The organism is Pseudoalteromonas sp. MB47 (genome assembly GCF_011319765.1).
GTDB lineage: Bacteria > Pseudomonadota > Gammaproteobacteria > Enterobacterales > Alteromonadaceae > Pseudoalteromonas > Pseudoalteromonas simplex.
Map to the genome: position 1 here is coordinate 339,314 of NZ_VFBD01000020.1, position 24,627 is coordinate 363,940.

Sequence of the window (24,627 nt, forward strand, 5' to 3'; positions counted from 1 at the left end):
TTAATAAGGTATTACTTGAGGGCTTTTTCAACCACTGGGTAATGATCCCATACATGTTTATCACTCACTGAACGGAGTAACTTGATATATTCTGCATGAGTCCAAGCAAGCGGTGTCGCTGAGTTTGTCCCCTCACCTAACTGATAGCCTGCTTTATTGTTACCTACGCCATCCCAAACTTGTTCAGGTAACATCATGCCTTCATTGGCAAATGCTTCCATACCTTTTACATAGGTGTCTTTAATCGCTTGTTGCTTCATCGCATCTAGGCTGTTGGTTGCGTTTGCCGCAGCGATTTCATAGTGACCACGCTCACCTGTGAAAAACGGCCATACACGACCACGTTGACCAGGGGTGTTATTGCCACCTTCAGCATAGTTGTTACCTGTCACTTCATCTTCACCGTAACCATCGTTACCATAGCGACGGTAACCAGGGAATGACCCTGAGCCATCAGCAAAATTAAAGGTGTAACGCACTTGCAGATTATCGACTAAGGTTTCGTCATCGTATTCTGGTAATGTTTTTACAATGCTTGGCGCAAGTGCATCACGAACACCATAACGTACAAGCTCTAAGAAACCACCATCAAGGATTTGCTTTTTATCAAAGCCTTCACGACCGTTATTGGCATTAAGCGTGGTTGATGAGTTTGGATCTTTGTCTTGACCAATACGAATGAAATATTCACCATCGCTATTTTCAGACTTAAGGTTACCTTGAGTCGTAAACATGGTGCTTTCAATTTCACTGTTGTAGGTTTTAGCCGTTGCTAGGTAACGCTCTGCATTTTTTGTGTCACCTGCTTTTTTAGCAATATCAGCAGCCGTGACTAAGCCTGCAACAACCGCAGCCGTTGTTGATGGAGAGAAACCATTTTGTTCTTCCCAACGCTCCTGTTGCGTAGCAGGCGGTGTAATTTGCGTGTCGTTCCAAAGAATTTTCGCAAGGCCCCCATCAACTAAGAAATCAGCAGCTGGCTTTAACATTTTGCCATACCAATCTGTGAGCTCTTGAGAGCTAAGAACGCCAGCTTGATGTAGTTTCCACGCTAACATAATTGGCATTGCTGTTTGGTCAAGCTGAACACCTACCCACTCAAGCTCACCATCAACGTGAGTCTTTTGTAAGAACCAACCCGTGTCACCACCATTGCCTGGTGTGTTATCTGTTACTTGTACTTTTTCTAGATATTCAAACGCCGTTTTTGCGGTACGTGTATCACCCATGGCCATAAATGCCATCGCAACTTGATAGAAATCACGTACCCAAACCGCTTTATAACCGGTAGAACCTGTTTTAGCTGATACTGTTTCACCCCAAGGGTTAGACAGTGACGCAATTAAAGCACCAGCATGCGTTTTATCTTCTTGTGCTTTTAAAACCATGGCGCTGGTATAAAGTAACTTACCATTATCTGCGGTGCTGTTAGTTAATGTGCTCAAAGGTTCAAGGCTTGCTAAATAGTCTTGCCAACCAATTGCAGCACCTTCACCGTTATATGCTGCAAGCACTTTTTGGTAACCTTGATTTAAACTCGCTTGACCTTCTTTTAAGCTTGCAGCTTCAGAGTTACCAAAGCTTAACGCTAAATCAAAGGTGGTGTTTTTTGATACTTCACCAAGCTCTGCAAGTAAGCTTACATTACCCGACTTATCACCAGTATTTTGGTAAGTCGTTGATAGTGATTGCGATGCTTTTAACTCTTTTAAGCCATCACTTACACCCGTAAAGCCAACGCTTGCTTGCTTAAATGGTTGAGCGGCTTGTAAAGATAAAAAGTTATCATCTTGCCACGCAACTAGACCCTTATCAGTGACTTTTGCAAAATCATCTAAACCGTTGTTATCAATGTAAGGGTTCACATTAACGTAGGCTTTCACACCTTCAAGGTCGGTATTAAATACGCTACGAACAAACAATGTTTGGCCATTTGGATCTGTAAAAATATGCTTTTCTAAAGTGAAACGACCTTGTTTATCTTTACTAACGACTTTATAAGCAAGCGATAATGGGCGACCAGCGTCGTCTTTGTATAAATAATCAATGCTTACATCGAGATCATCGCTCTCTGTAACGGTAAAGTCTTTACCGACTACAACAAACTGCATATCTTTGATTTGTGCTTGGTGAATTAAACCAAACATGGTTTCTGTGATCATGCCTTTAGCGATTGAAAACCAAACTTTTGATACTTTGCCAGTAGCAGCTGCGTCGCTGTAGTGGCCGTCTTGGTATTGCTCGTAAGAGGTACCAATACCCGTTTTACCTGAGTATGCCCAAAAAGGCTCAACGCCCGGTGCGCCAGGCGCCGACACTTGCTCAGCGGCTGTATTAACTGATTGCTCTGAACTACAAGCTGTTAAACCTAACGCTAACAAGCTTGCTGTAATAAGATTAAATTTTTTCATTGTGTGTCCTTATTATTGTTGCTTAACGCGCAGTACAGCTATTGCTGCTAGTACGAATGACACTGCACCTAGCACTAACGCATAAATCGGTTGATTATCAAAAAAGTGACGTAAAATTAGGCCTAATACGCTTGCCGCTAACAGCTGCGGAATAACAATAAAGAAGTTAAAAATACCCATGTACACACCCATTTTTTTACTTGGTACTGAGGTACTTAACATTGCGTATGGTAAAGAGAGAATTGACGCCCAAGCAAACCCTACTCCAATCATTGGCCAGATCAGTAAACTTGGATCTTTGATAATAATGAAGCTGACCAGACCCAATGCACCTAACACTAGGTTGAGAGCATGGGCCATTTTTAGCCCTACTTTTTTAACAATAATCGGAATACACAGTGCTGCAATGGCAGCAAAACCATTGTAAGCGGCAAATAATACACCAACCCAATCCGCACCGTTATTGTAGGCAAGAGAGCTTGTATCACTGCTGCCGTAGTGGAAGCTAGTTACTGCCGACGTGGTGTAAATCCACATTGCAAACAATGAGAACCAGCTAAAAAATTGTACCCAAGCCAATTGTTTCATCGTTTCTGGCATAGTGAATACATCATTCACAACTTGATAAAAGCCACCACTGGTTGCGCTTTTAGCCTTTAAAGCACCAGCAATAAATTGAATAACACCAAAGCTAATCAAACCACCAGCGAGTAAATAAAGCTCTTTTTCAAGCGATAGACCCGTTACAATACCAAGTACTACTAGACCAAGAACCGTAAAGATTGCAGCGCCTTTGTTAAAGTTTACATCACTTTGAACATCACTCGAGTCATCGCTTTGCTCTTGTTCATGAAAGCTTTCAAGTTCTTCTGGTGAATATTCTTTAGTAGTAAAGACGGTCCAAAACACAGCAACTAATAAAACTACTGCACCAAAGTAAAACGAAAATTTTACAGAATCTGGAATTTGCCCAGCAGGTGCCGTATTAGCAATATCGAACCAGTTAGTCATCATCCAAGGTAATGCAGACGCAACAACCGCACCAACACCAATGAAGAAGCTTTGCATCGCATAACCAGTTGCACGTTGTTTTTTCGGTAGGTTATCACTAACAAGGGCGCGGAATGGCTCCATAGTCACGTTAATTGACGCATCCATGATCCATAACATACCCGCCGCAATCCAAAGGCTTGGTGAGTTAGGCATGATGAATAACGATAACGTCGTTAAAATAGCCCCATAGAAAAAGAACGGACGACGACGACCTAACTTATTCCAAGTTTTATCGCTCCAGTAACCGATGATCGGTTGTACAATTAGACCTGTTAATGGTGCTGCAACCCAAAGGATTGGAATATCATCAACATTGGCACCTAAAGTTTGAAAAATACGGCTTACATTACCGTTTTGTAATGCGAAGCCAAATTGGATACCAAGGAATCCAAAACACATATTCCATATTTGCCAAAAGCTCAGCGTTGGTTTGTTATTATTCATAGTCAGCCTTTAAGGTAAATACTGCACTGCTTAAGCCATTCAGCTGTAATTGAATTGGCGCATTCGTAGCTGCCTCAGAAATCGCAATGTCGGCATGATTTTCTAGGTTATCAATTAACGTTAAGCCACTGTGATTAAGCTTAGGTAACAACGTTTGGTTAAGTGTTAGTTCAACATCTTGAGGGTTTTCTGAAAAATTACTTACGACGAGCACCAGTTGTTGACCTAGCTTTCGCGTGAATGCAATGACTTGCTCTGAGCCTGTCAATTCAATCGCTTGCATGTCACCACCAACAATGGCAGGAAGTGTGTTTAACGACATTAACTTAGTGTAGTAAGTGCGAAGATCAGCTTGCTGCTTTGAAAGCGCACCGCCATCGAATTTACCATTATTCATCCATGCTTGATGCGCAGGTACACCCATATAATCGAAAATGCTGGTACGCGTTGGGTCGCCAAAACCACCGTCCTCAGAGCCATCTTCACCGACAGCTTGACCAAAATAAAGTAATGTTGGCGAGCGCGACATCAATGTAGATACCACCATCGCTGGCTTACCTTTTTCACTACTACCAGCGAAATCTGGGCTAGCAATACGTTGCTCATCATGGTTTTCTAAGAAGTGCAGCATATGCTCTTCAATATCCGCCACTTGGCTTTGAATATCGAAAATAGTATCCGCTGATTGCTTGCCTTGCATTACAGCTTTAACCGTGTCGTAAAAACCGACTTTGTCGTAAAGGTAATCCATCTTACCTTGTTGGATATATGGGCGGTAAAGCGTTGGGTTATATACCTCAGCCAAAATAAAGGCATCGCTTTTTTGCATCTTGATTGATGAATTTAAAAAGCTCCAAAACTCAACAGGCACCATCTCGGCCATATCATAACGGAAACCATCAACACCTTTATCTAACCAATAAAGCGCGATATCGCGGAATTTATACCAGCTATTTGGTAGATCTTTGTCTTGCCAAAATGCGTAGTGCGCACGGTAATCTTTATCAGCGTAATCATCCGGTAGTGTTGGGAAGTCGTAGCTACCGTCTGGTTTCACACCGTAATTGATTTTAACTGTTTCGTACCAATCATTAATGTCAGGTTTAGCGGCACGGGCCCCATTGCCCGTCCATTTTGCTGGGGTTTCGGCAAATTGATTATCAGCAAGAGGATGCGAGTTACCACCTAACACTTGGTAGCTATCGCTTGTTGGCACTTGAAATGACTGCCCTGTTACATAATAAAAGTTATTATCGCGAGCATAGGTTTTCGTCGTGTCATCTTCAGCACCAAAATCCTTTACGCCTTCAGGCTTAGCAACCGACTCATAGTTACGCGCTACGTGGTTTGGCACAATATCAATAACCACTTTCATACCCTGCTTATGAGTGCGATTGATTAGCTCGACAAACTCTTCTAAGCGGCGCTCAGGGTTAATTGCTAAATCAGGATTAACATCGTAATAGTCTTTCACTGCATAAGGCGAGCCTGCACGGCCTTTTACAACATCAGGGTCATCTTGAGACAAACCGTATTCGGTATAGTCAGTTACTAAAGCATGACGCGGTACACCAGTGTACCAAACATGTGTTGTTCCTAGCTCTTTAATGCCTTGTAATGCTGCATCATTAAAATCAGCGAATTTACCTACCCCATTTTCTTCTAATGTGCCCCACGGTTTATTGGTGGTGTTAGTGTTACCAAATAATCGAGTGAATACTTGGTAAACCACAGGCTTAGAGATAGCTGCTTGGCTAGATTCTGATTGCTGCTGTTGCGTGTTCTGCTGTACTGGCGCATCGTTACCACAGGCAGTTAAACCTAAAACCGAAGCCACTACTAACGCAGTTAGTTTGTATGTTGTCATCATTACTTCATTTTTCTGTAAATATAAGTTCATACTAATGTTAAGGGCTGCATACGGACAGTAAATGCATACGTATTCAGCCTATTAGTTGCAATTATTCAAGTTCGATTAAGCGTGCTTGCATAGCTTTTAAGCGGATTGGCGCAGCAAGATCAACACGCTCTTCGCTGATTAAATCGCGTCCTTTATTATTGCCTTTCAGCACTTCTTGCATGTAGCTTAAATCCCAATCAATAGCTTGTTGGTTTTTGTTAAGAACAACCAATACAGTTTGGCCATTGTGCTCTCTCACATAGCTGTAAACGCCTTGCTTGGGTGAAAAATGCATTAAACGACCTTCGCTTAACGCTGGTTTTTCTTGACGAAGCTTAAGCAGTTTTTTCATGCTAGCTAACATCTCTTGCTGATCAGCTGAAAGCCCCTTACCTGTGAAGGCATTCGCTTTTTGACCTTTAAACCCACCCGGGAAATCAATGCGAATATCACCGTGGTCATTACTAGGTGTGTTATCGAGCAGCAGCTCAGTACCGTAATAGATTTGTGGAATACCACGAGTTGTTAACAGCAGCGTCATGGCTAATTTAGTTTTTGCTAGGTCTTGACCCAGCTCAGTGTAAACACGGCTCATGTCATGGTTATCTGCAAACACTAAAATGTTATCTGTATCAGCATACAAAAAGTCATTCGCCAGCGATTGATACACTTTAACCCAACCTGTATTCCAGCTTTCTTCTTCGTTAAGTGCTTGGATCAACGCCTCTTGTAATGAAAAGTCCATTACACTTGGTAACTCAGAGGTATAACCATCTTGATTGACTTTGCCACGCTGCCAATAAGATGCAATTGCTGGGTTGGTTGTCCACTCTTCACCAACAATATTAAAGTTTGGGTATTCGGTCATTATCGCTTTAGTCCAATCGGCTAAAAATGCTTTATCTGAGTATGAATAGGTATCAACACGAATGCCGCTTAAGTTGGCGTATTCAATCCACCAAATGGCATTTTGAATTAAATACGTTGATATTAACGGCTGGCGCTGATTTAAATCAGGCATCGTCTCAACAAACCAACCATCATTAAATTGACGTTTGTCGTATTGGCTCGCATGAGGGTCTTGAATTGTTTGTCTGGCGTGACTAGTGGCATTTTTACCGTTTTCAAACTTGCCATCAAAGTTAACCCAATCTGCCGTTGGCATGTCACTCATCCACTGATGCGATGAACCAAAGTGGTTAAGTACCATGTCCATCACTAAGCCGATACCATGCTCTTTCGCTTCTGCCGATAAGGTTTTATAAAGCGCATTACTGCCCATACGCGGATCAACTTTGTAAAAATCAGTAATAGCATAACCATGATAAGAATAACTTGGCATGTCATTTTCAAGCACCGGTGTTAACCAAAGTTGCGTTACACCGAGGTCCTCAAGGTAATCTAGGCTATTGATAACACCTTGAATATCACCGCCATGTCGGCCACCTTTAAAGCTTGGGTTTGCAGCCTCCTGCATACCTGCAACACTATCGTTACTTGGGTCACCATTTACAAAGCGATCAGGGTTTATTAAATAAAGCGTGTCTCTATTTGTAAAGCCATGACGATTGGCACTTTGCTTATCACGGTCATTTAATGGGTAAGTAAAGGTGGTGCCGTCTTCAGCTTTAAAAGTCAGTGTTCCCGCCTTTGCATTATCGCTGATGGTTAAATCTAAAAACGCGTAGTTAGGGTTATTTGTTGTTGTCACCCCTTTAAACTCAACGCCTTTGTAAGGCACCATTTGCCACGCTTTGTTAGCAATATTGTTATCGTAAAGCATGACTTGTAATGAGTCGTTTTGCATCCCTACCCACCAGTTTTCTGGTGACGCAGTAATTGCAAAACTTGCTGTTGAGTTAAAAAGTGTAAATGCGGTTGTTAACGCTAAAAATGTTTGTGTTTTTTTCATAATTAATTTTGTACTTTTTCTAAGAATTGATTGTGGGTCGGCAACTGCTCGACAGTGCTATTAATCAAGGTTTTTAAATTGCTAAATAACTCATTTAATTGCTCATCAGATAACGCATCTGTTAAAGGATGGTGATCCTCTGCAATAAGCCCTTGCCCTATCATCACTTGCTGCCATGCGATTTCGGCAAAGAGCTCATCGTCTTCTCTAATTAGCTTGCCGCTGGTTTTAAATAGCTCAATTTTCTTTCTGAGACTGCATGGAATATCCATGCCTTTACAAAAACGCCAAAACGCACTGTCATCACGCTCAGTAAGCTTGTAATGAAGAATAATAAAATCACGAATTCGCTCAAATTCTGTTTTACTTTGTTGATTAAATTCATCTACAAGGCTTTGTTTAATACCTTGATGAGGAAAAAACTTAATTAAACGAATGGCTGCACTTTGAATTAAATGAATACTGGTCGATTCTAATGGCTCTAAAAAGCCGCTTGATAAGCCGACCGATACCACATTTTTATGCCACTGCTTTAAACGGCGGCCTGTTTTAAACTTAATAACACGCGGCTCTGTCAGTGGTTTGGCAGGTAAATTATCCAAGAGCTGTTGTTTTGCCGCTTCGTCTGATAAGAAACGAGAAGAATACACAAGCCCGTTGCCTACTCGATGCTGTAATGGTATTTGCCACTGCCAGCCTGAGTCTCTTGCAATTGAACGTGTATAAGGAATTGCATCCGAAGCTGATTCACTTTGCACCGCAATCGCGCTATCACACGGTAACCAATGCGACCAATCTTCAAAGCCGGTATTAAGTGTTTGCTCTATTAATAAAGCACGCAAACCGGTGCAATCAATAAATAAGTCGCCATCAATTTGCTCGCCATTTTTAAGTAACAAAGAACGAACATGCCCGCTTTGATGGCATTGATTAACCGATTCAATTTTGCCTTCAATGCGTTTAACGCCCCGTGATTGCGCCAACTCTTTTAAGAATTCGCCGTATCGAGTGGCATCAAAATGATAGGCATAATGTAAGCCCGCCAACTGAGTGTTAGGAATGTGCTTAAGGTGAGCAAATTTATGCGCTTTTGCTGCTTGGTAGTTAAGTGAAAAATCCCAAAAGTCAGGCGCGTTTTGTGTTTGATTTGCTTTTAGCCAAAAATGATAAAACTCACAAAACGGAAAATCTTTACCTATCTCACCAAAGGCATGCATATAGCTGTGGCCTTGGCTGCGCCAATTTTCAAACTCAATACCAAGCTTAATCGTGGCACCAGTAGCCTTAATAAATTCTTTTTCAGAAATGCCTAGCGCACCATTTAGATGCAAAATAGGTGGGATGCTTGCTTCGCCTACACCAACAGTGCCAATCTCTGCTGACTCTACCAGCGTGATATCAATTACTTTGCCCAGTACTTTATTAAGTAATGCAGCGGTTATCCACCCTGCTGTGCCACCACCGGCAATCACGACCTTGGTTATTTTTTTTGTTTCCATAGTACACCTAACGCCAATTTCTATTCATTGAGTGTAGCTCACTGATATAAAAAAGCCCTTGTAAAACAAATCACAAGGGCAATTTTCTATCGCTGTTTTAGCTAATTACAGCTTGTAGCTGAAGCCTAACAGGAATGTACGACCGTAGTCTTGGTAGTCACGTACTTGAAGTGAGTTATCACCTTGTAGTGACGTGAACGGCTCTTCTGTGATGTTCTGTACTTGGAAAGTGACAGATAAACCGTCAAGGCTCTCTACACCGCCTTCGCTAAAGTCATAACCAACTTGAGCATCCCAAATTGTTTCGCCTTTAATGTCAACTTGTGTAGTCGCAAAACCTAAACCGTATACGTCACCTTTAAAGTCGCTACGCTTACGCATGCTAGTACGCGCTTGGAAACCGTTACGCTCAAAGTAAACTGTTAAACTATCGATTTGGTCAGATAAACCAGGTAGCTCATAATCGTTACCATTTTGGTCAGTTAAGTCTTGCTCAACACCTGTATGGCTTGCGATTAAACCAAAACCATCAAGTGACTCGCTGAACATAGTGAATGGTAGAGTTAATGAAAGCTCATAACCCCATAGGTCACCAGAACCACCGTTCACTTTACCTGAACCTGTGCCAGTTGAAGTCGCAGGAATTTCACCAGTAGACGGATCAGCTACACCGCTCATGTCGATTTCATAAGTACCATCGAAAATCCACTGAGTGATATCTTTATAGAATACAGCTGCAGCGAAGTAACCTTCTTCATGGAAGTAGTTTTCGTAGCTTAAATCAAAACCAGTTGCTTCTTTTGGCTCAAGCTCAGGGTTACCACCTGATACACTCCAATAGTTACCGTTTTCATCTGGTTGTTGATTGTAAGTAGCGTTAACTGACGCGTTCATTTCGTCTAAGCGAGCACGAGAAATGGTTTTCGCGGCACCAAAACGTACTGTTTGCTCTTCATCAATTGCAAATGATAAGTTGATGCTTGGCAAGAAGTGGCTGTAGTCATGGTTTACATCTGTTGGTGATACAACAACTAAACCATCCACAGTGTTAGCTGCGAAGCCTTGTGAAGACTGTTCAGTTTTCACATAACGCACACCAACGTTACCTGTTACAGGGATAGAGCCCAGCTCTGCATTAATGTCAGCTTGAGCAAAGAACGCTGTTACTTCTTCTTGAACTGTCCAAGACTGTGTCTTGTGTTTTGAATCAGTTAAGCTTTCTTGAAGCAGGCTATAGTAACCATCATTCACTAGACCGTTGGTATCGTAAGCAACCATGTTGCCCATGCCAATGAAATCAAGGCTAGCTGACCCTAAACGGTATTGCTCTGGGATTGATAACATACCCGGGTTTGATAAAGAGAAGTCTTTTAATGTCATGAAGTAACCTTCAGACACTTTGCTCTTTTCACGGTCGCGGTAAGACATACCAAATGACACACGGCTGATGTACGCGTTATCAAGTACTTTGCTAGCCGCAAGTTTCAATGTGCTTAGTTCATCATTGATTTCTGGCGCATTGATGAAACCATCTTGCGCAGTATTTTGATAAGCAGTATCAGTTAGACCGTACTTATCGTTAAGTGCAGCACTTGCACCCCAAGATAATGGGCCACCAAGTTGAATTAAGTCATAATCGCTGTAATCAAGGTTATGGCTGAATTGTGCGCCTGTGTTACCACCGTCAAACTCATAACCAATCGTATCAGCAACACCATTTGCATCACCACGACCTGTACCTGAGTAGCTTTCGATACTCCAGATTTGACGCTCAACTTCAGAGCGGCTTACATCAAATTCTACTGACCAATCATCGCTGATGTCGTATTTTGCATTAAAACCAAACTGAGTTAGCTCCGCGTTACGCTCTTCGTAGTCATTACGAACAACAACACGTTGGCCTTCTGTTACTGCGCTTGTGATGAAACCAGAATCTGCGTCAACAACAGCTGAACTTGGGTCAATTGAACCTTGGCCCCATGCAAATGGCACTTCGATACCACGTAAGATTTTCTCATCAGAGAAATCTACATATAAAGCATCAAAGGTCATGTTCAGGCGTTCAGTCGGCGCAGCTTCAATAACAAGCATGGCTGTATCACGTTCAAGCGTTGATGAACGTACGAATGGCTTAGCACCACCTAAGATTGAGTACGTATTACCATCTTCACCTGTAAACTCAGGGTAACCCCATGCGTTCCAACGTTTCTCTTGGTTTGGAGAACTCATCGTGTTGTATGCAAATGCAACACCAACTGTGTCATCAGCAAATTGATCAATATATGAGAACGTACCACGGAAACCTTGGTCGTCACCGTCTGGGTTTAATTTATCAAAACCCGTTTGTTCGTACTGGCCATTGAACATGATAACTTGCTCACCTTTGCTTAAAGGTTTAACAGTTTGCATGTCGATAACACCAGCGATACCTTCTGCTTCAATGCCTGCGCTTGGGGTTTTGTATACCGTTACGCCACTCATAATTTCTGATGGGTAAAGGTCAAATTCAACGCCACGGTTGTCGCCGATTGAAACTTGCTCACGACCGTTGAATGTTGTTGCACTTTCGTTTTCACTGAAACCACGAACACTTACACGACTAGCGCGACCGTCTAGACGTTGTGCTGTTAAACCAGGAAGGCGTGCAATCGATTCTGCAATTGATGAATCAGGTAATTTACCGATATCTTCAGCTGAGATTGACTCAACAACTTCAGGAGTGAAGCGTTTAGTATTAATAGATTCTACAACACTGCCACGAAAACCTTTTACTTCGATAACTTCAACGTTGTCGTTTTTTGTTTTTTGGTCTTCTTCTGCAGCATACACTACAAAGCTATTTAAACCTGCGGCTGTTAAAGCCAGAGTTAATATACTTGGTTTGAACATAGACATGATGTTTTCCCATTACCCAAATTGTAATGTCAACGTGTTGCAGTTATTCATGAACATAATAGCTGTTATTCGCTGACTGATTTTGTTGTCGAATTAAATATTAACGCCCTGGTTATTTTCTTAACAAATTTATGCATACGTATTCAGCGTAGCTCATCATTACAAATATTAACACCATCTTTACAAGTTCACCCCATAACCGATTGAATATAAATGATTTATCAATTTTACTGTGTAAATTAATAGTAATGAAACATTTTCGCTATATTTTCGCCCCCAATTTGGTTACAGAAATAGGTACTAGGCCATTTACCCCGCTTAAATGGTGACTTAACGCAATAATAATAGGAACGCACATGGAACAATGATAATTGGTCTTACCAATAATCACATTGCACCATTCTGGTGTAAGCCAGCTATATTATGCACCACGCTGGCGTTTTGAGTTTGAATAAGACAATTACTTTACTAATTGGTAAATTTTACGGCGCTAAATTTATGCTGCTCAATTTTAAATCAAGTTAATAAGTTTTACTGAGGACAGAGGTGAATTTGGCGTGCATACGTATGCAGAGTTTTTACAGTATCACACCCTTCACGTATGCTTTTGACATTCCGGCAACATATACGACTAATGGTTGCCTTATAGTTTACACACTCTGAGTGTCACGATGGAGAAAAACATGGCTCAAAAGCAGTGGTATAAAGGTGCGGTTATTTATCAAGTGTATCCGCGCAGTTTCCAAGACACCAATGGCGATGGCATTGGTGATATCAAAGGTATCATTGATCGCATTGATTATATTAAAAGCCTAGGTGTTGATGCTATTTGGGTTTCACCTTTCTTTAAATCACCAATGAAAGACTTTGGTTATGACATCAGTGACTATCGTGATATCGATCCACTATTTGGTAACCTTGATGATTTTGATGAACTCATTGCACAAGCTCATCAACGTGATATTAAGATCATTATTGATCAGGTATTGAGCCATACCTCAGATCAACATCAATGGTTCCTTGATAGCCGTGAAGATAAGATCAACGATAAAGCAGATTGGTACGTGTGGGCAGATGCCAAACCTGACGGTACACAACCAAATAACTGGTTATCTATTTTTGGTGGTCCTGCATGGCAGTGGGAACCGCGTCGTGGTCAATATTATTTACATAACTTTTTGACTGAACAACCTGATTTAAACTTCCATAATCCAGAGGTACGTAAAGCTGTATTAGACAATGTTGAGTTTTGGCTGAAGAAAGGCGTTGATGGTTTCCGCTTAGATGCAATTAACTTTTGCTATCACGATGCGCAATTACGTGACAACCCGGCTAAGCCACCTGAGAAGCGTCAAGGCCGTGGCTTTAGCGAAGACAACCCTTATGCGTTCCAGTATCACTACTACAATAATACACAACCTGAAAACCTGACTTTTATGCAGGACATTCGTGCCCTACTAAACAAGTACCCTGGTACCGTTGCATTAGGCGAAATCTCATCTGAAGATTCACTCGCAACCATGGCTGAATACACATCAGGTGGTGACAAACTTCATATGGGTTATAGCTTTGAGCTACTGACTAACGACTATAGCGCTGAATATATTCGTACAACAGTTAGTACTCTTGAGCAGCGTATGACCGAAGGCTGGCCATGTTGGGCATTTAGTAACCATGATGTAGAACGCGTTGCTAGCCGCTGGAGTAAAGATAACATTATCAATCCGCAGCAATGTAAAATGCTTACTGCCCTGTTAGCGTCTTTACGTGGCAGCGTGTGTATGTACCAAGGTGAAGAGCTTGGTTTAGGTGAAGCTGAAGTCGCATTTGAAGACTTACAAGACCCATACGGCATTACATTCTGGCCAAACTTTAAAGGCCGTGATGGTTGTCGTACACCAATGCCATGGGATGCAGCAGATGCTGAGCAAGCTGGTTTCTCTACAGTAAAACCTTGGTTACCTGTAGGCAATGCACACAAATCAGTTGCGGTAAACACGCAAGATCAAGATAAAGATTCAATTTTGAATGCGTATCGTGAATTTATGGCATGGCGTAAAGATAAGAACGTACTGCTTGAAGGCGACATTGAATTTATCGAAACACAAGAGCCTGTGCTTGCTTTTTATAGAACGCTTAACGACACTAAAATGCTTTGTGCATTCAACTTAGGTGCAAAAAGTAGCGAACTGACAATCTCTGATTCTGTGTCTTCACAGCATACAGAGATCTCTCATCACACAGCTGAATTAAACAATAATACAGTCACTCTGCCCGGGTTTGGTTGCTTTTACGCAACTCTGAATTAAAAATCAGTTGTTAAAACCAAGCCCTGCAATGCAGGGCTTTTTTATTTCGTGGTATTAGTGGTTCATGGTTTTACTATTAATGTAATCTGTAAGAGCAAACAACACCCCCGACACCACAAACGTGACATGAATTAACACCTTCCAGAGTAACTCATCTGTTGAATGGTTGTTTGAGCTAATAAATACCTTTAAAAGCTCCACAGCCGAGATTGCAACAATTGCACTAATCAACTTCATCTTAAGGCCAGAGAAACCAACCTTGCCCATCCAAACTGGTCTATCTTCATGGTTTTCTATATTTAATTTTGAAACAAAGTTTTCATAACCACTAAAAATAATAATAAGCAAAAGCCCAGCTAGTAGCGCAGTGTCAACTAAAGTCAAAATACCTACCAAAAGCTCTTGGTTTGACGCAGTGAACGTATTTAAAGCCATGCTGTATAAATATTTAAAGAACTTTAGCAACAGTAATACCACAGCGACTAATAAGCCAATAAAGAATGGCGCTAGTAACCAACGCGAGCGAAAAATAAAACTCTCTACAACTTGTTCTAGTTTGGTTGGTACTTTCTTTGTTTTTGAATGAGTCCCTTGTTCAGACATAAGTTAGTTCACTTTTCTTTTAAAATTAGCGCGATAATACGTGTTTTGACCTTACGATTACCAGCATTAGAGGCAAAATAGTGGTTATTTTTTGCTTATCTTTACGATAAAAAAATTTCGTTATCTTTTTTTGAAATTTAGTTTATAAATTCACTCAAGCAAAGTGACATACACATTGCGCACCATTACTGTGCATTTAGCCAGTGATAATTAATTTTTTGATTAGGAATAATTAAATGAAAAAAGCATTGCTAGCACTAATTTTGGCACCTGTTTTAAGCGTGTCAGCAACGAATGCAATCGCTAACGAAGCACCTGAAGCATCAGCTGAAATGATCAAAGAATACACTGAAATGTGTTTAAACTGGGCAAAAGATGATGACATCAGCAACGAAGAATTAAAGCCATACGTATTAAAATGTGTAAACGATGAGCTTGAAGCTGAAGGCTATAAAAAAGTAAAAGACGTACAAATCTAATTTTACGTTTACTTAGAATATGAAAAAACCGGAATGACACAATGATGTGCGTTCCGGTTTTTTATTTGCATCTCAAATTAACAATAAGTTTGCACGACATTACGCCGCGACTTCGATTATATAATCTGGCGATTTATTTTTTGGCTGCTGTTTTTTTCTTAGCAGGCGCTTTCTTTTTACTTTCTTCTACCCATTTACCATTTTGGTAGTGGGCGGTCCAACCTGTGGCTTTGCCATCTACTTCACTCATTACATACTGCTCTTTATTTTTGCGGCTGTAGCGAACGACTGAAGGATTTCCATCAGGATCTTGTGTAGGTGCGTCAGCAAGATAATAAAACTTTTCAGAAATACGATCTCTAAAACGCTTTAATTCTTCCACTTTAGGCGCACGCGTTTCACGTGATTTAGGGAAAGTATTAGCCGCTAAGAAAATACCTGACGCACCATCACGCAGTACAAAATAAGCTTCTGACTTTTCACATTCAAGTTCAGGTAAGTGAACTGGATCTTCTTTTGGTGGCGCAGCTTCACCATTTTTGAGTAACTTACGTGTATTTTTACACTCTTCATTACTACAACCGAAGTACTTTCCAAAACGACCAGATTTTAACTGCATGTCTGAGCCACATTTATCACATTCGATAATAGGGCCGTCGTAGCCTTTAATTTTAAAGGTGCCTTGCTCAACGATATAACCCTTACATGCCGGGTTGTTACCACACACATGTAACTTACGTGTTTCGTCAATTAAGTATGAATCCATTGCCGTTTCACAAATTGGGCAACGCTTCATTTGCATTAGAGATTCAGTTTCTACGTCTTCGACATCCGCAGCAATAGCTTCATCGCCTGATACCAAATTCATGGTTGTAGTACAGCGCTCTTTAGGTGGCAAGTTGTAACCAGTACAACCTAAAAATACACCCGTTGATGCGGTACGAATCCCCATCTTACGACCACACGTAGGGCAATCAATATCAGTTTCGACCATTTGGTTTTGACGCATGCCCCCCTGCTCTTCGTCACCTGAAGCAATTTCAAGCTGTGTTGAAAAGTCTGCGTAAAATCTATCAAGTACTTGTGTCCAAACACGTTCGCCCTCTGCGATATCATCGAGACGGCCTTCCATCTTAGCGGTAAAGTCAAAGTTCATCAGATCTTCGAAGTTCTCAACTAAGCGGTCTGTAACTATCTCGCCCATTTTTTCAGCGAAGAAGCGGCGATTTTCAACACGCACATAACCACGATCTTGAATCGTAGAGATGATAGATGCATACGTAGATGGGCGACCAATGCCACGCTTTTCTAATTCTTTAACTAGGCTCGCTTCGCTAAAGCGTGCAGGTGGCTTTGTAAAATGTTGTTTAGGATCTAGCTCAACAAGCGTTAAAACATCACCTTCTTTAACTGCTGGCAGTGATTGATCTTCTTCATTCTTTTTACGAACAGCCGGTTGGACTTTTGTCCAACCATCAAAGCGAAGAACGCGACCTTTAGCTTTTAACTGATATTCGCCAGCACCCACTGTTAAAGTGGTTAGATCGTATTCAGCAGGAACCATCTGGCAGGCAACAAATTGGCGCCAAATTAATTCGTAAAGTTTTTTAGCATCTGCTTCAACACCGTCTAAATGACCAGATAGTACGGTAACACTAGAAGGACGGATCGCTTCGTGTGCCTCTTGTGCATTGCCTTTAGAGCTATAACTAATCGGTGCTTTCGGTAAATATTTTTCACCAAATTGCTCTGTCACGTAATCACGACACATTTCAACTGCATCTTTCGATAAATTAGTTGAGTCGGTACGCATATAGGTAATGTGACCCGCTTCATATAAGCGTTGAGCAAGCATCATGGTTTTCTTAACACCATAACCTAAGCGCGTACTGGCAGCCTGTTGCATGGTTGAAGTAATAAAAGGTGCGCTCGGTTTACTCTTGCTAGGCTTTTCTTCAACGCTAATGACTTTGTAGTCAGCTTTTTCGAGTTCACTAACAGCAGACATCGCCTGCTCTTCATTAACTGGTTTAAAAGGCTTGCCAGCGTGTTTAGTAACTTCTAAGCGTAAAGCTGCCTCTGTATTTTTAACGTCAGCGTGGATATCCCAAAACTCTTCGGGGATAAATGCTTTGATTTCGCGTTCACGTTCAACAAGTAAACGTACTGCAACAGATTGCACACGACCGGCTGATAAGCCACGTGCTACTTTAGCCCACAGTAATGGCGACACCATAAAACCCACGACTCGGTCAAGAAAACGACGCGCTTGTTGCGCATAAACCATGTCAGTGTTTAGTTCACCGGGTGTTTCAAATGCCTGCTGAATCGCATTTTTAGTAATTTCATTAAAAACAACTCGCTTATATTTTTCAGGCTCGCCACCAATAATTTGTTCGAGGTGCCATGCAATCGCTTCCCCTTCTCTATCCAAATCGGTTGCGAGATAGATTTTATCGGCGTTTTCAGCAAGTTTCTTTAATTCTTGAACAACTTTCTCTTTGCCCGGTAAGACTTCGTAATGTGGCTCCCAGCCTTTTTCAGGGTCAATACCCATACGAGCAACTAAATTTTTATAGTCGCGTTGCTTTTTATAGGCAGCTTTTTCTTCTGGCGACATTTTTCGAACTTCAGCAGGGGTTTTAGTCGCTGCAGTTTTTGTTTTGCCTGAACCTGAAGTTGGTAGATCACGCACATGCCCAACACTGGACTTTACGATGAAATCGTTACCTAAGTATTTATTAATTGTTTTTGCCTTTGCAGGAGACTCTACAATTACAAGTGATTTGCCCATAGTTGCCTATTTCTGACCGAGTATTTTAAAAGTTTTTTGCCCTTATAAATGTATATCAATCACATTAAACAAATAAGTATGATTTTTATCATTGGAGCACGAATATTTATAGGTATATCTACAAACACCAATTGTTACAAGCTTTTAATAGAAACTTTTCTTCATTGACTGAATAATTAAACAATTTTTGTTGCTAATTTAGTCAATGTGGTGTTTTAAGGTAATTTCAAGGGGAATATATAGAACAGCAACAAAAATGCCAACCTTCTGGTTGGCATTTTTTAAGATTTAACTTTATTTATCATCGATTATTGAAATCGATCGGCTCACCGTTTTAGTTCCGCCAAGCTGATTTTCAAATTGGAAAGTTATAGTTAGCACACCATCTTGATCTTGGTTACCATCAGACTCCCTAGCAATTCGAACATCAGAATACATTGTTGAGTCACGATTTGTGCTCGGAATCGTTTCCTCATGCTCAATTATAGAAAAATCTCCATTATCGGCCGTTAGCGAAACTTCAGTTCCAGCAGGAAGTGGATTACCAAACTCATCACTATAAAAAATACGTACATTGATACTAGATAAACCCACTTCTAAGGTCTCAGGATCTGTTTCATCGGGGTCTGTTGCATCATAGTCTGGGTTAGCACGAGATACTTCAGATAAATCAATAGAGGCGGCATCGCACCACAACACATTATCAGATACCTCAAATACACCAGCTATTGTGCTCGAACAATCAGCAGGCACTAAAACCTCATATGGAGCAGATACTACTTCATTGGATTTTAATACAGCAAAGCGAACATATGGATCATCACCAGACATGACAACTTCAATTTGCTTACGAACTTCAATTAAATCACGGGTACACTGGCCTGCATTAAAGGCAGCTTCACTACACAATAAGCCATTATACAAACCATCTGCACCGTCATAAATTCCATTATTATTAAGATCACGCCATGTTTCGTTATGACCACCACGCGAGTTTAATTCAGAACATTGATCTGTGTTCGGATCGTAACTATCACTATCTGCATCACTGCAGTTCGCCTTGTCAAAAGTGCTATTTTCATTATGATCATTAAACGCTTCTGGTAAGTCATATAATGTGTAATATTCGCCAATATCGAATAAACCATTGCGCCTAGTTATTCCATCTGATGACTCTTCATCGACAAAGCTTTCTTGACCTTTTGCAACAGCAATAATACTTGTTCTTCCGCCTCGTATAACACCATTAGGATCGTTTTTAGCGCGAACTAATGTCCCGATACAAGGCGCTGCAGTTTCAAAATAAGGATCGCAGTTAACATCACCCGTCTTAGGGTTTATACCTTCGGTAGTTGCAGAGTTACCATCGATTTCACCAATTCTATTACCCCACTTGTAATCATAGAACGGTCGCTCACCTTGTGAACGCCACGTTACTACACATGACGCGTCAGTAGTACGACACACCGCTTCATTACTTTGTGGACCTACAACGCCTGACTCTGTCAAAACTGTTGATTCGACACCATTACTATTAAATTGATTAAATTGGTCACCAAAATAAACCGTAAGACTATTAGTAATTCCATTGTAATTCAGTGCATTAGGGTTAAAAACTTGAGGGCTTAAATCGAAACTATTTTGATCCGTAATGCCTGAATATAATGCAAGTTGCGATGATACTGCATTGATTTGCTCTGCTAGTGGTACGAGGTGAAGCGTTCCTTCAGGGCAAATGTCATTTGTTGGTTCATCTGCACACAACTGCACCTCATCTGTCCAACATGATAAATCATCACCTTCTGGTAATGCAGCAACATCTGTTTTTGAAACAAAACAAGCCTTAACTACAAGAGGACCAGGCACAATACCTGAAGTGACCGTAGTTTGCACAACACCATCATTGTCTGTATTCGCTGTACGTTGAGTCAAACCAGCTAAACCAGTTGAGTCTGTTAACTTAAAGTCAATTCGCTGCTGTGGCGATACAATGCCGTCGGCATCTAATAATCTAAAGCGAACGACAGACTGTGTAGGTAAGCCACCTTCACCTGGAGGAAGAGCAATTACCGGTTCTGAGACGTCGATAAACTGAATTGATTGTACTGCTGAAACTTCAACAGGGATGATCGTTGAAGCAGTAAAGTTCTTTCCGCCCGTTTCGACTGTAATATTAACAACATCATCAATTCCGCAACCATTGGCTCTATAGGTAGAACTAGCTATACCGCTTGATGATTTTACAGAGGCATCAATACTTGAATTATTGTTATCAACACATGTTGAACTAAATTCTACATCTGTTGGTGTGGTATATAAATTCCCTTCTTCGTCCTTTAAAGTGACCTCAATAATTGTACTTCCTCCAGCTTTAAGAGGAATTACATCACCATTTGAGTCAACATTTAGGCCGTTGTCCACTTCTAGAATTAAATCTGCGATACCTACTGCAAAGTTAGTGCTAATTTGTTCATCTAAAGCAGATACTGTAATTGTTCCTGCACCGCCAGTGTTACCAGGTTGGATTTTCAATAGTGCAACACCAAAGCTATCAGTCAACGCTCGACCTGATGATGGAAGGACTGTCCCTAGATCAGTTGTTACTTCTACTAGTGCATTAGCAACAGCGTCACCACTTTGCTGATTTGTTACTTCAATAAATAAATCAGCAAGTTCAGCACTCGATACCGAGTTAGTTATGCTACAGCCTGATGCTATTGAGGTCGGGTCTAGTTTTACGTTACTTCTATTGTCATCCCAAGAAGGGACACAACCAGTTAAAAGAGAAGCTGTAACCGAATACTGTATAGCATCATCAGGGGCTTCATCACCATTAGAAATAAAGCCAGCAATTTTAGTGACTGCATTACCGCTTTCATCTGTATAGGTTGCTACAACTTGACCTGCCCCTTTCGCATCACCACTGCTCAGTGTTACAGAAGCTTCACCATTTGAATCTGTTAGAGCGGTTCCTAAAACAGGCGTAATTTTACCTGTAAAATTAGTGCTAAATGAAATAAGTTGACCTGCAAGGGGCGTCTCTTCATCAAGCAAAGTTGCTGTGACTGTACCTTTATTATCTTTGCTTACAGGGTTATCAACAGTAAACGGTGCTCCAGAAGTGTCTGTAATAGCGAGGTTTAATGTGACGCTGCCACTCACACTTGAATCATCTGATTCTGAACCATCCGATGTGAAACCAAATGTGTCGCTATAGGTATCTCCATCAAGAGCGTAGGTAGCAGTTACTATGCCAGCGCCAGCAGTATCACCTGCCGTAAGTTTAATAGAAGCAACACCATTGCTATCTGTTAGATCAGTTCCAGATACTGGATCTAAAAGACCAATATCGCCGTTTAAGCTAAAGTTAATAACAACCCCAGCAACAGCTTCATCATTATTTGTTAATGTAGCAGATATTGTTAACGGAGAGTCAGCTGTTACCTGATTATCTTGTTCACCAGATGACAGCGAAAAACCTTGTACTGCAATTTCATAACTAGCTTCAGCTGTTGAATCATCCCCACCATCAAGCGAACCACCATCACTTTCCAGTGAGCCACCGCCACCACATGCAGCTAATAATGAGCTGAAAACTATTACACTTAGCCATCGAAATAAAGGCATTGACCTCTCCCTAGTTAGCTATTTCAAACTTTGTTTTATTATTTACCTAATATTAACCTAAAATCAGTCCGAAAATAATCATTTTTTTATTCATTTCTTAACGAATTAATTTAATTATTTATCGAATTTTTCTGTATAAAAATCCTTATGCTGGTAGTCTATGACAAAATTTATAACAAGATAGATTAGGTGTATGTCAAAAGTACGGTCTTTAAGCCTTACATCTCGTATCATGGTTGGTATGGTACTTGGTGTAGTTGTTGGTTTTATCTTTCAAGCCATTTTAGCGGGTGAAGACGATTTCCTTATTCCATTAGGGTTATTCTCTTTACCTATTAAAGCTTTTTTTGTTGATGGTATTTTCCATGTTGGCGGGCAAATATTCATTGCAAGCTTAAAAATGCTTGTGGTGCCTTTAGTATTTGTATCACTTGTTTGTGGAACTTGTAGCTTGAGCGACCCAAAAAAGTTAGGTCGACTAGGTGGTAAGTCTATTTTGCTTTATTTAGCGACAACGGCAATCGCCATTACTGTTGCTATCACCTTGGCGTTATTAGTGAATCCAGGTGAGGGAATCAATTTACCTTCAGATGCTAACTATAGTGCGAAAGAAGCTCCCACCCTTGCGCAAGTCATTATTGGTATGTTCCCAACAAACCCTATTGATGCAATGGCAAGTGGCAACATGCTCCAAGTTATCGTTTTTGCCTTGTTATTTGGTGTTGCGATGGCACTCAGTGGAAAAGCAGGTAAACGAGTGGCCAGTGTTTTTGAAGATTTAAATACCGTAATTTTAAAGCTTGTAACACTGCTTATGAATATTGCACCGTATGGTGTATTTTTCTTAATGGCAAAATTATTTACAACCATTGACTTAAAGCTTATCACTAGCTTGGCCTTATATTTTGGTGTCGTTGTTTTTGCTTTATTATTTCACGGTTTTGTGAATTACAGCCTGTTACTTAAGCTGTTTACAGGTCTAAACCCTATTACATTTCTAAAGAAAATGAAAAATGCCTGTTTATTTGCATTTAGTACATCAAGCTCAAGCGCAACTATGCCTATAACCCTTGAAACAGCAAATAAAAAGTTAGGTGCTCATAACTCTGTTGCTTCTTTTACCGTGCCCCTTGGCGCAACCATCAACATGGATGGTACGGCGATTATGCAAGGCGTTGCGACTGTTTTTATTTCGCAAGTTTTTGCAGTAGATTTAACGATTTCTGATTATCTGATGGTTATTTTAACCGCAACCCTTGCTTCTGTAGGTACTGCTGGTGTGCCGGGTGTAGGCCTTATTATGTTAGCTATGGTATTAAATCAAGTTGGATTGCCTGTAGAAGGTATTGCTATCATCATTGGTGTCGACCGCTTACTTGATATGACGCGAACCGCTGTTAACGTGACCGGTGACTGCATGGTGACCTGTGTGGTTGCAAAATCTGAAGGTGAGTTTGATGAGGACGTATTTAACGACCCAAATGCCGCTAAAGATTTAGAAGATTACCATAAATCTATTAATTAATTTCACACTAATTAACTCATAAAAAAACCCGCTAAATAATAAGCGGGTTTTTTATACTACTTTCATGTTTTTAAATTTAAGGGTTTAAGCCTTTTAAACGAGACATTAAAGTCACTCCCGCTTTACTTACCCCTGAACTTAATCCGACGGCGAGCTTATCGCTTAAATTCTTCTTAACACGGTATTTTACTTTAAAGATTTGACGTTTTTTAGCTTGGCTCAATAAGATATCATCACTTGTATCAATCTTATCAACTAAACCTTTATCAAACGCTTGAGTAGCAAACCAATGTTCACCGGTTGCAACAGTATCAATATCTAGAGATGGACGCTGCTCATTCACAAAGGTTTTAAATAAACCGTGGGTTTGTTCAATTTCTTCTTTGAATTTTTCACGACCTTTATCGGTATTTTCACCAAAGATAGTTAGCGTACGCTTGTATTCACCTGCGGTGATTTGCTCAAAATCAACATCATTCTTTTTCAAGATTTTATTAAAGTTAGGAATTTGCGCAATAACACCTATCGAGCCAACAATGGCAAAAGGTGCTGCAACAATCTCATTGGCCACACAGGCCATCATATAGCCGCCACTTGCTGCTACTTTATCAATAGCTACCGTTAAATGAATGCCAGCATTACGTAAGCGTTGCAGTTGAGAGGCAGCAAGGCCATAGCCGTGCACCACACCACCACCACTTTCAAGGCGAACCAGTACGCGGTCTTTTTCTTTGTCAGCAATGGTTAAAATAGCGGTAATTTCTTCGCGTAGGCTTTCTACTTCATGGGCATCAACACTGCCATTGAAATCAATGACATATAAACGCGATTTAGGCTCGTCGTTTTGCTGTTTTTTAGCCTCAGTTTTTTGCTGTTTTTGATGAGCCTTGAGCTCTTTTTTAGAAAGGGTATTTTCGATAAAGCTTTGTTTTAGATCATCAAGTTGCTCACTTAAATCATCAATTGTTATCTCCCCTTTCTTCGCTTTTGGTTTCACTGCTGCGCCCATGATAATGGCAACAATCACTGCAATTGCGATGACAAATGTCAGGGTCTTTGCAAAAAACAACCCGTATTCATATAAAAATTCCAATCAAACTCTCCATTTATTAATACTTCGGCACAATTTACCACGCTTTAAAGCAAAAAAAAGCCACATGATGTGGCTTTTTACTT

The 24,627-nt window shown here is 40.7% G+C and carries 13 protein-coding genes; 3 read left to right on the top strand and 10 right to left on the bottom strand.

Translation table 11 applies throughout. From position 1 onward, the window contains the following. Positions 1 to 11: 11 nt before the first annotated feature. The 6 genes from IMPJCBKJ_RS11140 to IMPJCBKJ_RS11165 form a co-directional block, all read right to left on the bottom strand. Positions 12 to 2,411 carry a glucan 1,4-alpha-glucosidase gene (locus IMPJCBKJ_RS11140; RefSeq protein ID WP_166340339.1) on the bottom strand — a complete coding sequence of 800 codons (2,400 nt, stop codon included), beginning with the start codon at positions 2,409 to 2,411 and terminating at the stop codon, positions 12 to 14. 12 nt (positions 2,412 to 2,423) lie between these two features. After that, positions 2,424 to 3,908 carry an MFS transporter gene (locus IMPJCBKJ_RS11145; RefSeq protein ID WP_166340341.1) on the bottom strand — a complete coding sequence of 495 codons (1,485 nt, stop codon included), beginning with the start codon at positions 3,906 to 3,908 and terminating at the stop codon, positions 2,424 to 2,426. After that, on the bottom strand, positions 3,901 to 5,778 hold the full coding sequence (locus tag IMPJCBKJ_RS11150; RefSeq protein WP_166340438.1) for an alpha-amylase family glycosyl hydrolase: 1,878 nt from the start codon (positions 5,776 to 5,778) through the stop codon (positions 3,901 to 3,903). The genes IMPJCBKJ_RS11145 and IMPJCBKJ_RS11150 overlap by 8 nt, the downstream gene beginning before the upstream one ends. A 91-nt stretch (positions 5,779 to 5,869) precedes the next feature. Further along, positions 5,870 to 7,720 (bottom strand): glycoside hydrolase family 13 protein, encoded by a 1,851-nt coding sequence (locus IMPJCBKJ_RS11155; RefSeq protein WP_166340343.1) that lies wholly within the window; start codon positions 7,718 to 7,720, stop codon positions 5,870 to 5,872. 2 nt (positions 7,721 to 7,722) lie between these two features. Next, complete coding sequence (locus tag IMPJCBKJ_RS11160; RefSeq protein WP_166340345.1) at positions 7,723 to 9,219, bottom strand: tryptophan halogenase family protein; 1,497 nt, start codon at positions 9,217 to 9,219, stop codon at positions 7,723 to 7,725. Positions 9,220 to 9,324: 105 nt separating this feature from the next. After that, a complete protein-coding gene (locus IMPJCBKJ_RS11165) occupies positions 9,325 to 12,114 on the bottom strand; it encodes a TonB-dependent receptor (RefSeq protein WP_166340347.1) in 2,790 nt (929 codons plus the stop codon). Between the two features lie 683 nt (positions 12,115 to 12,797). Between IMPJCBKJ_RS11165 and IMPJCBKJ_RS11170 the strand changes: the two genes are divergently transcribed. Further along, positions 12,798 to 14,423 carry an alpha-glucosidase family protein gene (locus tag IMPJCBKJ_RS11170; protein ID WP_166340349.1) on the top strand — a complete coding sequence of 542 codons (1,626 nt, stop codon included), beginning with the start codon at positions 12,798 to 12,800 and terminating at the stop codon, positions 14,421 to 14,423. A gap of 54 nt (positions 14,424 to 14,477) precedes the next feature. Here the strand turns inward: IMPJCBKJ_RS11170 and IMPJCBKJ_RS11175 are convergent, their stop codons facing one another. Then, positions 14,478 to 15,026, bottom strand: a complete 549-nt coding sequence (locus IMPJCBKJ_RS11175; RefSeq protein ID WP_054551457.1) for a TIGR00645 family protein — start codon at positions 15,024 to 15,026, stop codon at positions 14,478 to 14,480. 236 nt (positions 15,027 to 15,262) lie between these two features. On the opposite strand from IMPJCBKJ_RS11175, the gene IMPJCBKJ_RS11180 reads away from it, so the two are divergent. Next, the gene (locus tag IMPJCBKJ_RS11180) at positions 15,263 to 15,505 is read left to right on the top strand and encodes a hypothetical protein (protein ID WP_054551458.1); all 243 of its coding nucleotides are present in this window, start codon (positions 15,263 to 15,265) and stop codon (positions 15,503 to 15,505) included. Positions 15,506 to 15,638: 133 nt separating this feature from the next. Here IMPJCBKJ_RS11180 and topA read toward each other — a convergent pair whose 3' ends face one another. Together topA and IMPJCBKJ_RS11190 are read right to left on the bottom strand one after the other, a co-directional pair. Beyond that, positions 15,639 to 18,299, bottom strand: coding sequence for a type I DNA topoisomerase (topA, locus tag IMPJCBKJ_RS11185; RefSeq protein WP_054551459.1), 2,661 nt, complete (start codon positions 18,297 to 18,299; stop codon positions 15,639 to 15,641). Between the two features lie 294 nt (positions 18,300 to 18,593). Next, entirely contained in the window at positions 18,594 to 21,926 is a 3,333-nt protein-coding gene (locus IMPJCBKJ_RS11190) for a hypothetical protein (RefSeq protein ID WP_054551460.1), read from the bottom strand. A 193-nt stretch (positions 21,927 to 22,119) separates the two neighbouring features. On the opposite strand from IMPJCBKJ_RS11190, the gene IMPJCBKJ_RS11195 reads away from it, so the two are divergent. After that, complete coding sequence (locus tag IMPJCBKJ_RS11195; RefSeq protein WP_054551461.1) at positions 22,120 to 23,451, top strand: dicarboxylate/amino acid:cation symporter; 1,332 nt, start codon at positions 22,120 to 22,122, stop codon at positions 23,449 to 23,451. Positions 23,452 to 23,527: 76 nt separating this feature from the next. On the opposite strand, the gene sohB is transcribed toward IMPJCBKJ_RS11195, so the two are convergent. Continuing rightward, a complete protein-coding gene (gene sohB / locus IMPJCBKJ_RS11200) occupies positions 23,528 to 24,544 on the bottom strand; it encodes a protease SohB (RefSeq protein ID WP_166340351.1) in 1,017 nt (338 codons plus the stop codon). Positions 24,545 to 24,627: the final 83 nt, after the last annotated feature.

What these genes read in the sequence shown, in the direction of transcription:
- IMPJCBKJ_RS11155 (WP_166340343.1), bottom strand. Translation starts at nt 7,720, where the DNA reads ATGAAAAAAACACAAACATTTTTAGCGTTAACAACCGCATTTACACTT.
- topA (WP_054551459.1), bottom strand. Translation starts at nt 18,299, where the DNA reads ATGGGCAAATCACTTGTAATTGTAGAGTCTCCTGCAAAGGCAAAAACA.
- IMPJCBKJ_RS11190 (WP_054551460.1), bottom strand. Translation starts at nt 21,926, where the DNA reads ATGCCTTTATTTCGATGGCTAAGTGTAATAGTTTTCAGCTCATTATTA.
- IMPJCBKJ_RS11145 (WP_166340341.1), bottom strand. Translation starts at nt 3,908, where the DNA reads ATGAATAATAACAAACCAACGCTGAGCTTTTGGCAAATATGGAATATG.
- IMPJCBKJ_RS11140 (WP_166340339.1), bottom strand. Translation starts at nt 2,411, where the DNA reads ATGAAAAAATTTAATCTTATTACAGCAAGCTTGTTAGCGTTAGGTTTA.
- IMPJCBKJ_RS11170 (WP_166340349.1), top strand. Translation starts at nt 12,798, where the DNA reads ATGGCTCAAAAGCAGTGGTATAAAGGTGCGGTTATTTATCAAGTGTAT.
- IMPJCBKJ_RS11165 (WP_166340347.1), bottom strand. Translation starts at nt 12,114, where the DNA reads ATGTCTATGTTCAAACCAAGTATATTAACTCTGGCTTTAACAGCCGCA.
- IMPJCBKJ_RS11180 (WP_054551458.1), top strand. Translation starts at nt 15,263, where the DNA reads ATGAAAAAAGCATTGCTAGCACTAATTTTGGCACCTGTTTTAAGCGTG.
- IMPJCBKJ_RS11175 (WP_054551457.1), bottom strand. Translation starts at nt 15,026, where the DNA reads ATGTCTGAACAAGGGACTCATTCAAAAACAAAGAAAGTACCAACCAAA.
- IMPJCBKJ_RS11195 (WP_054551461.1), top strand. Translation starts at nt 22,120, where the DNA reads ATGTCAAAAGTACGGTCTTTAAGCCTTACATCTCGTATCATGGTTGGT.
- IMPJCBKJ_RS11150 (WP_166340438.1), bottom strand. Translation starts at nt 5,778, where the DNA reads ATGATGACAACATACAAACTAACTGCGTTAGTAGTGGCTTCGGTTTTA.
- IMPJCBKJ_RS11160 (WP_166340345.1), bottom strand. Translation starts at nt 9,219, where the DNA reads ATGGAAACAAAAAAAATAACCAAGGTCGTGATTGCCGGTGGTGGCACA.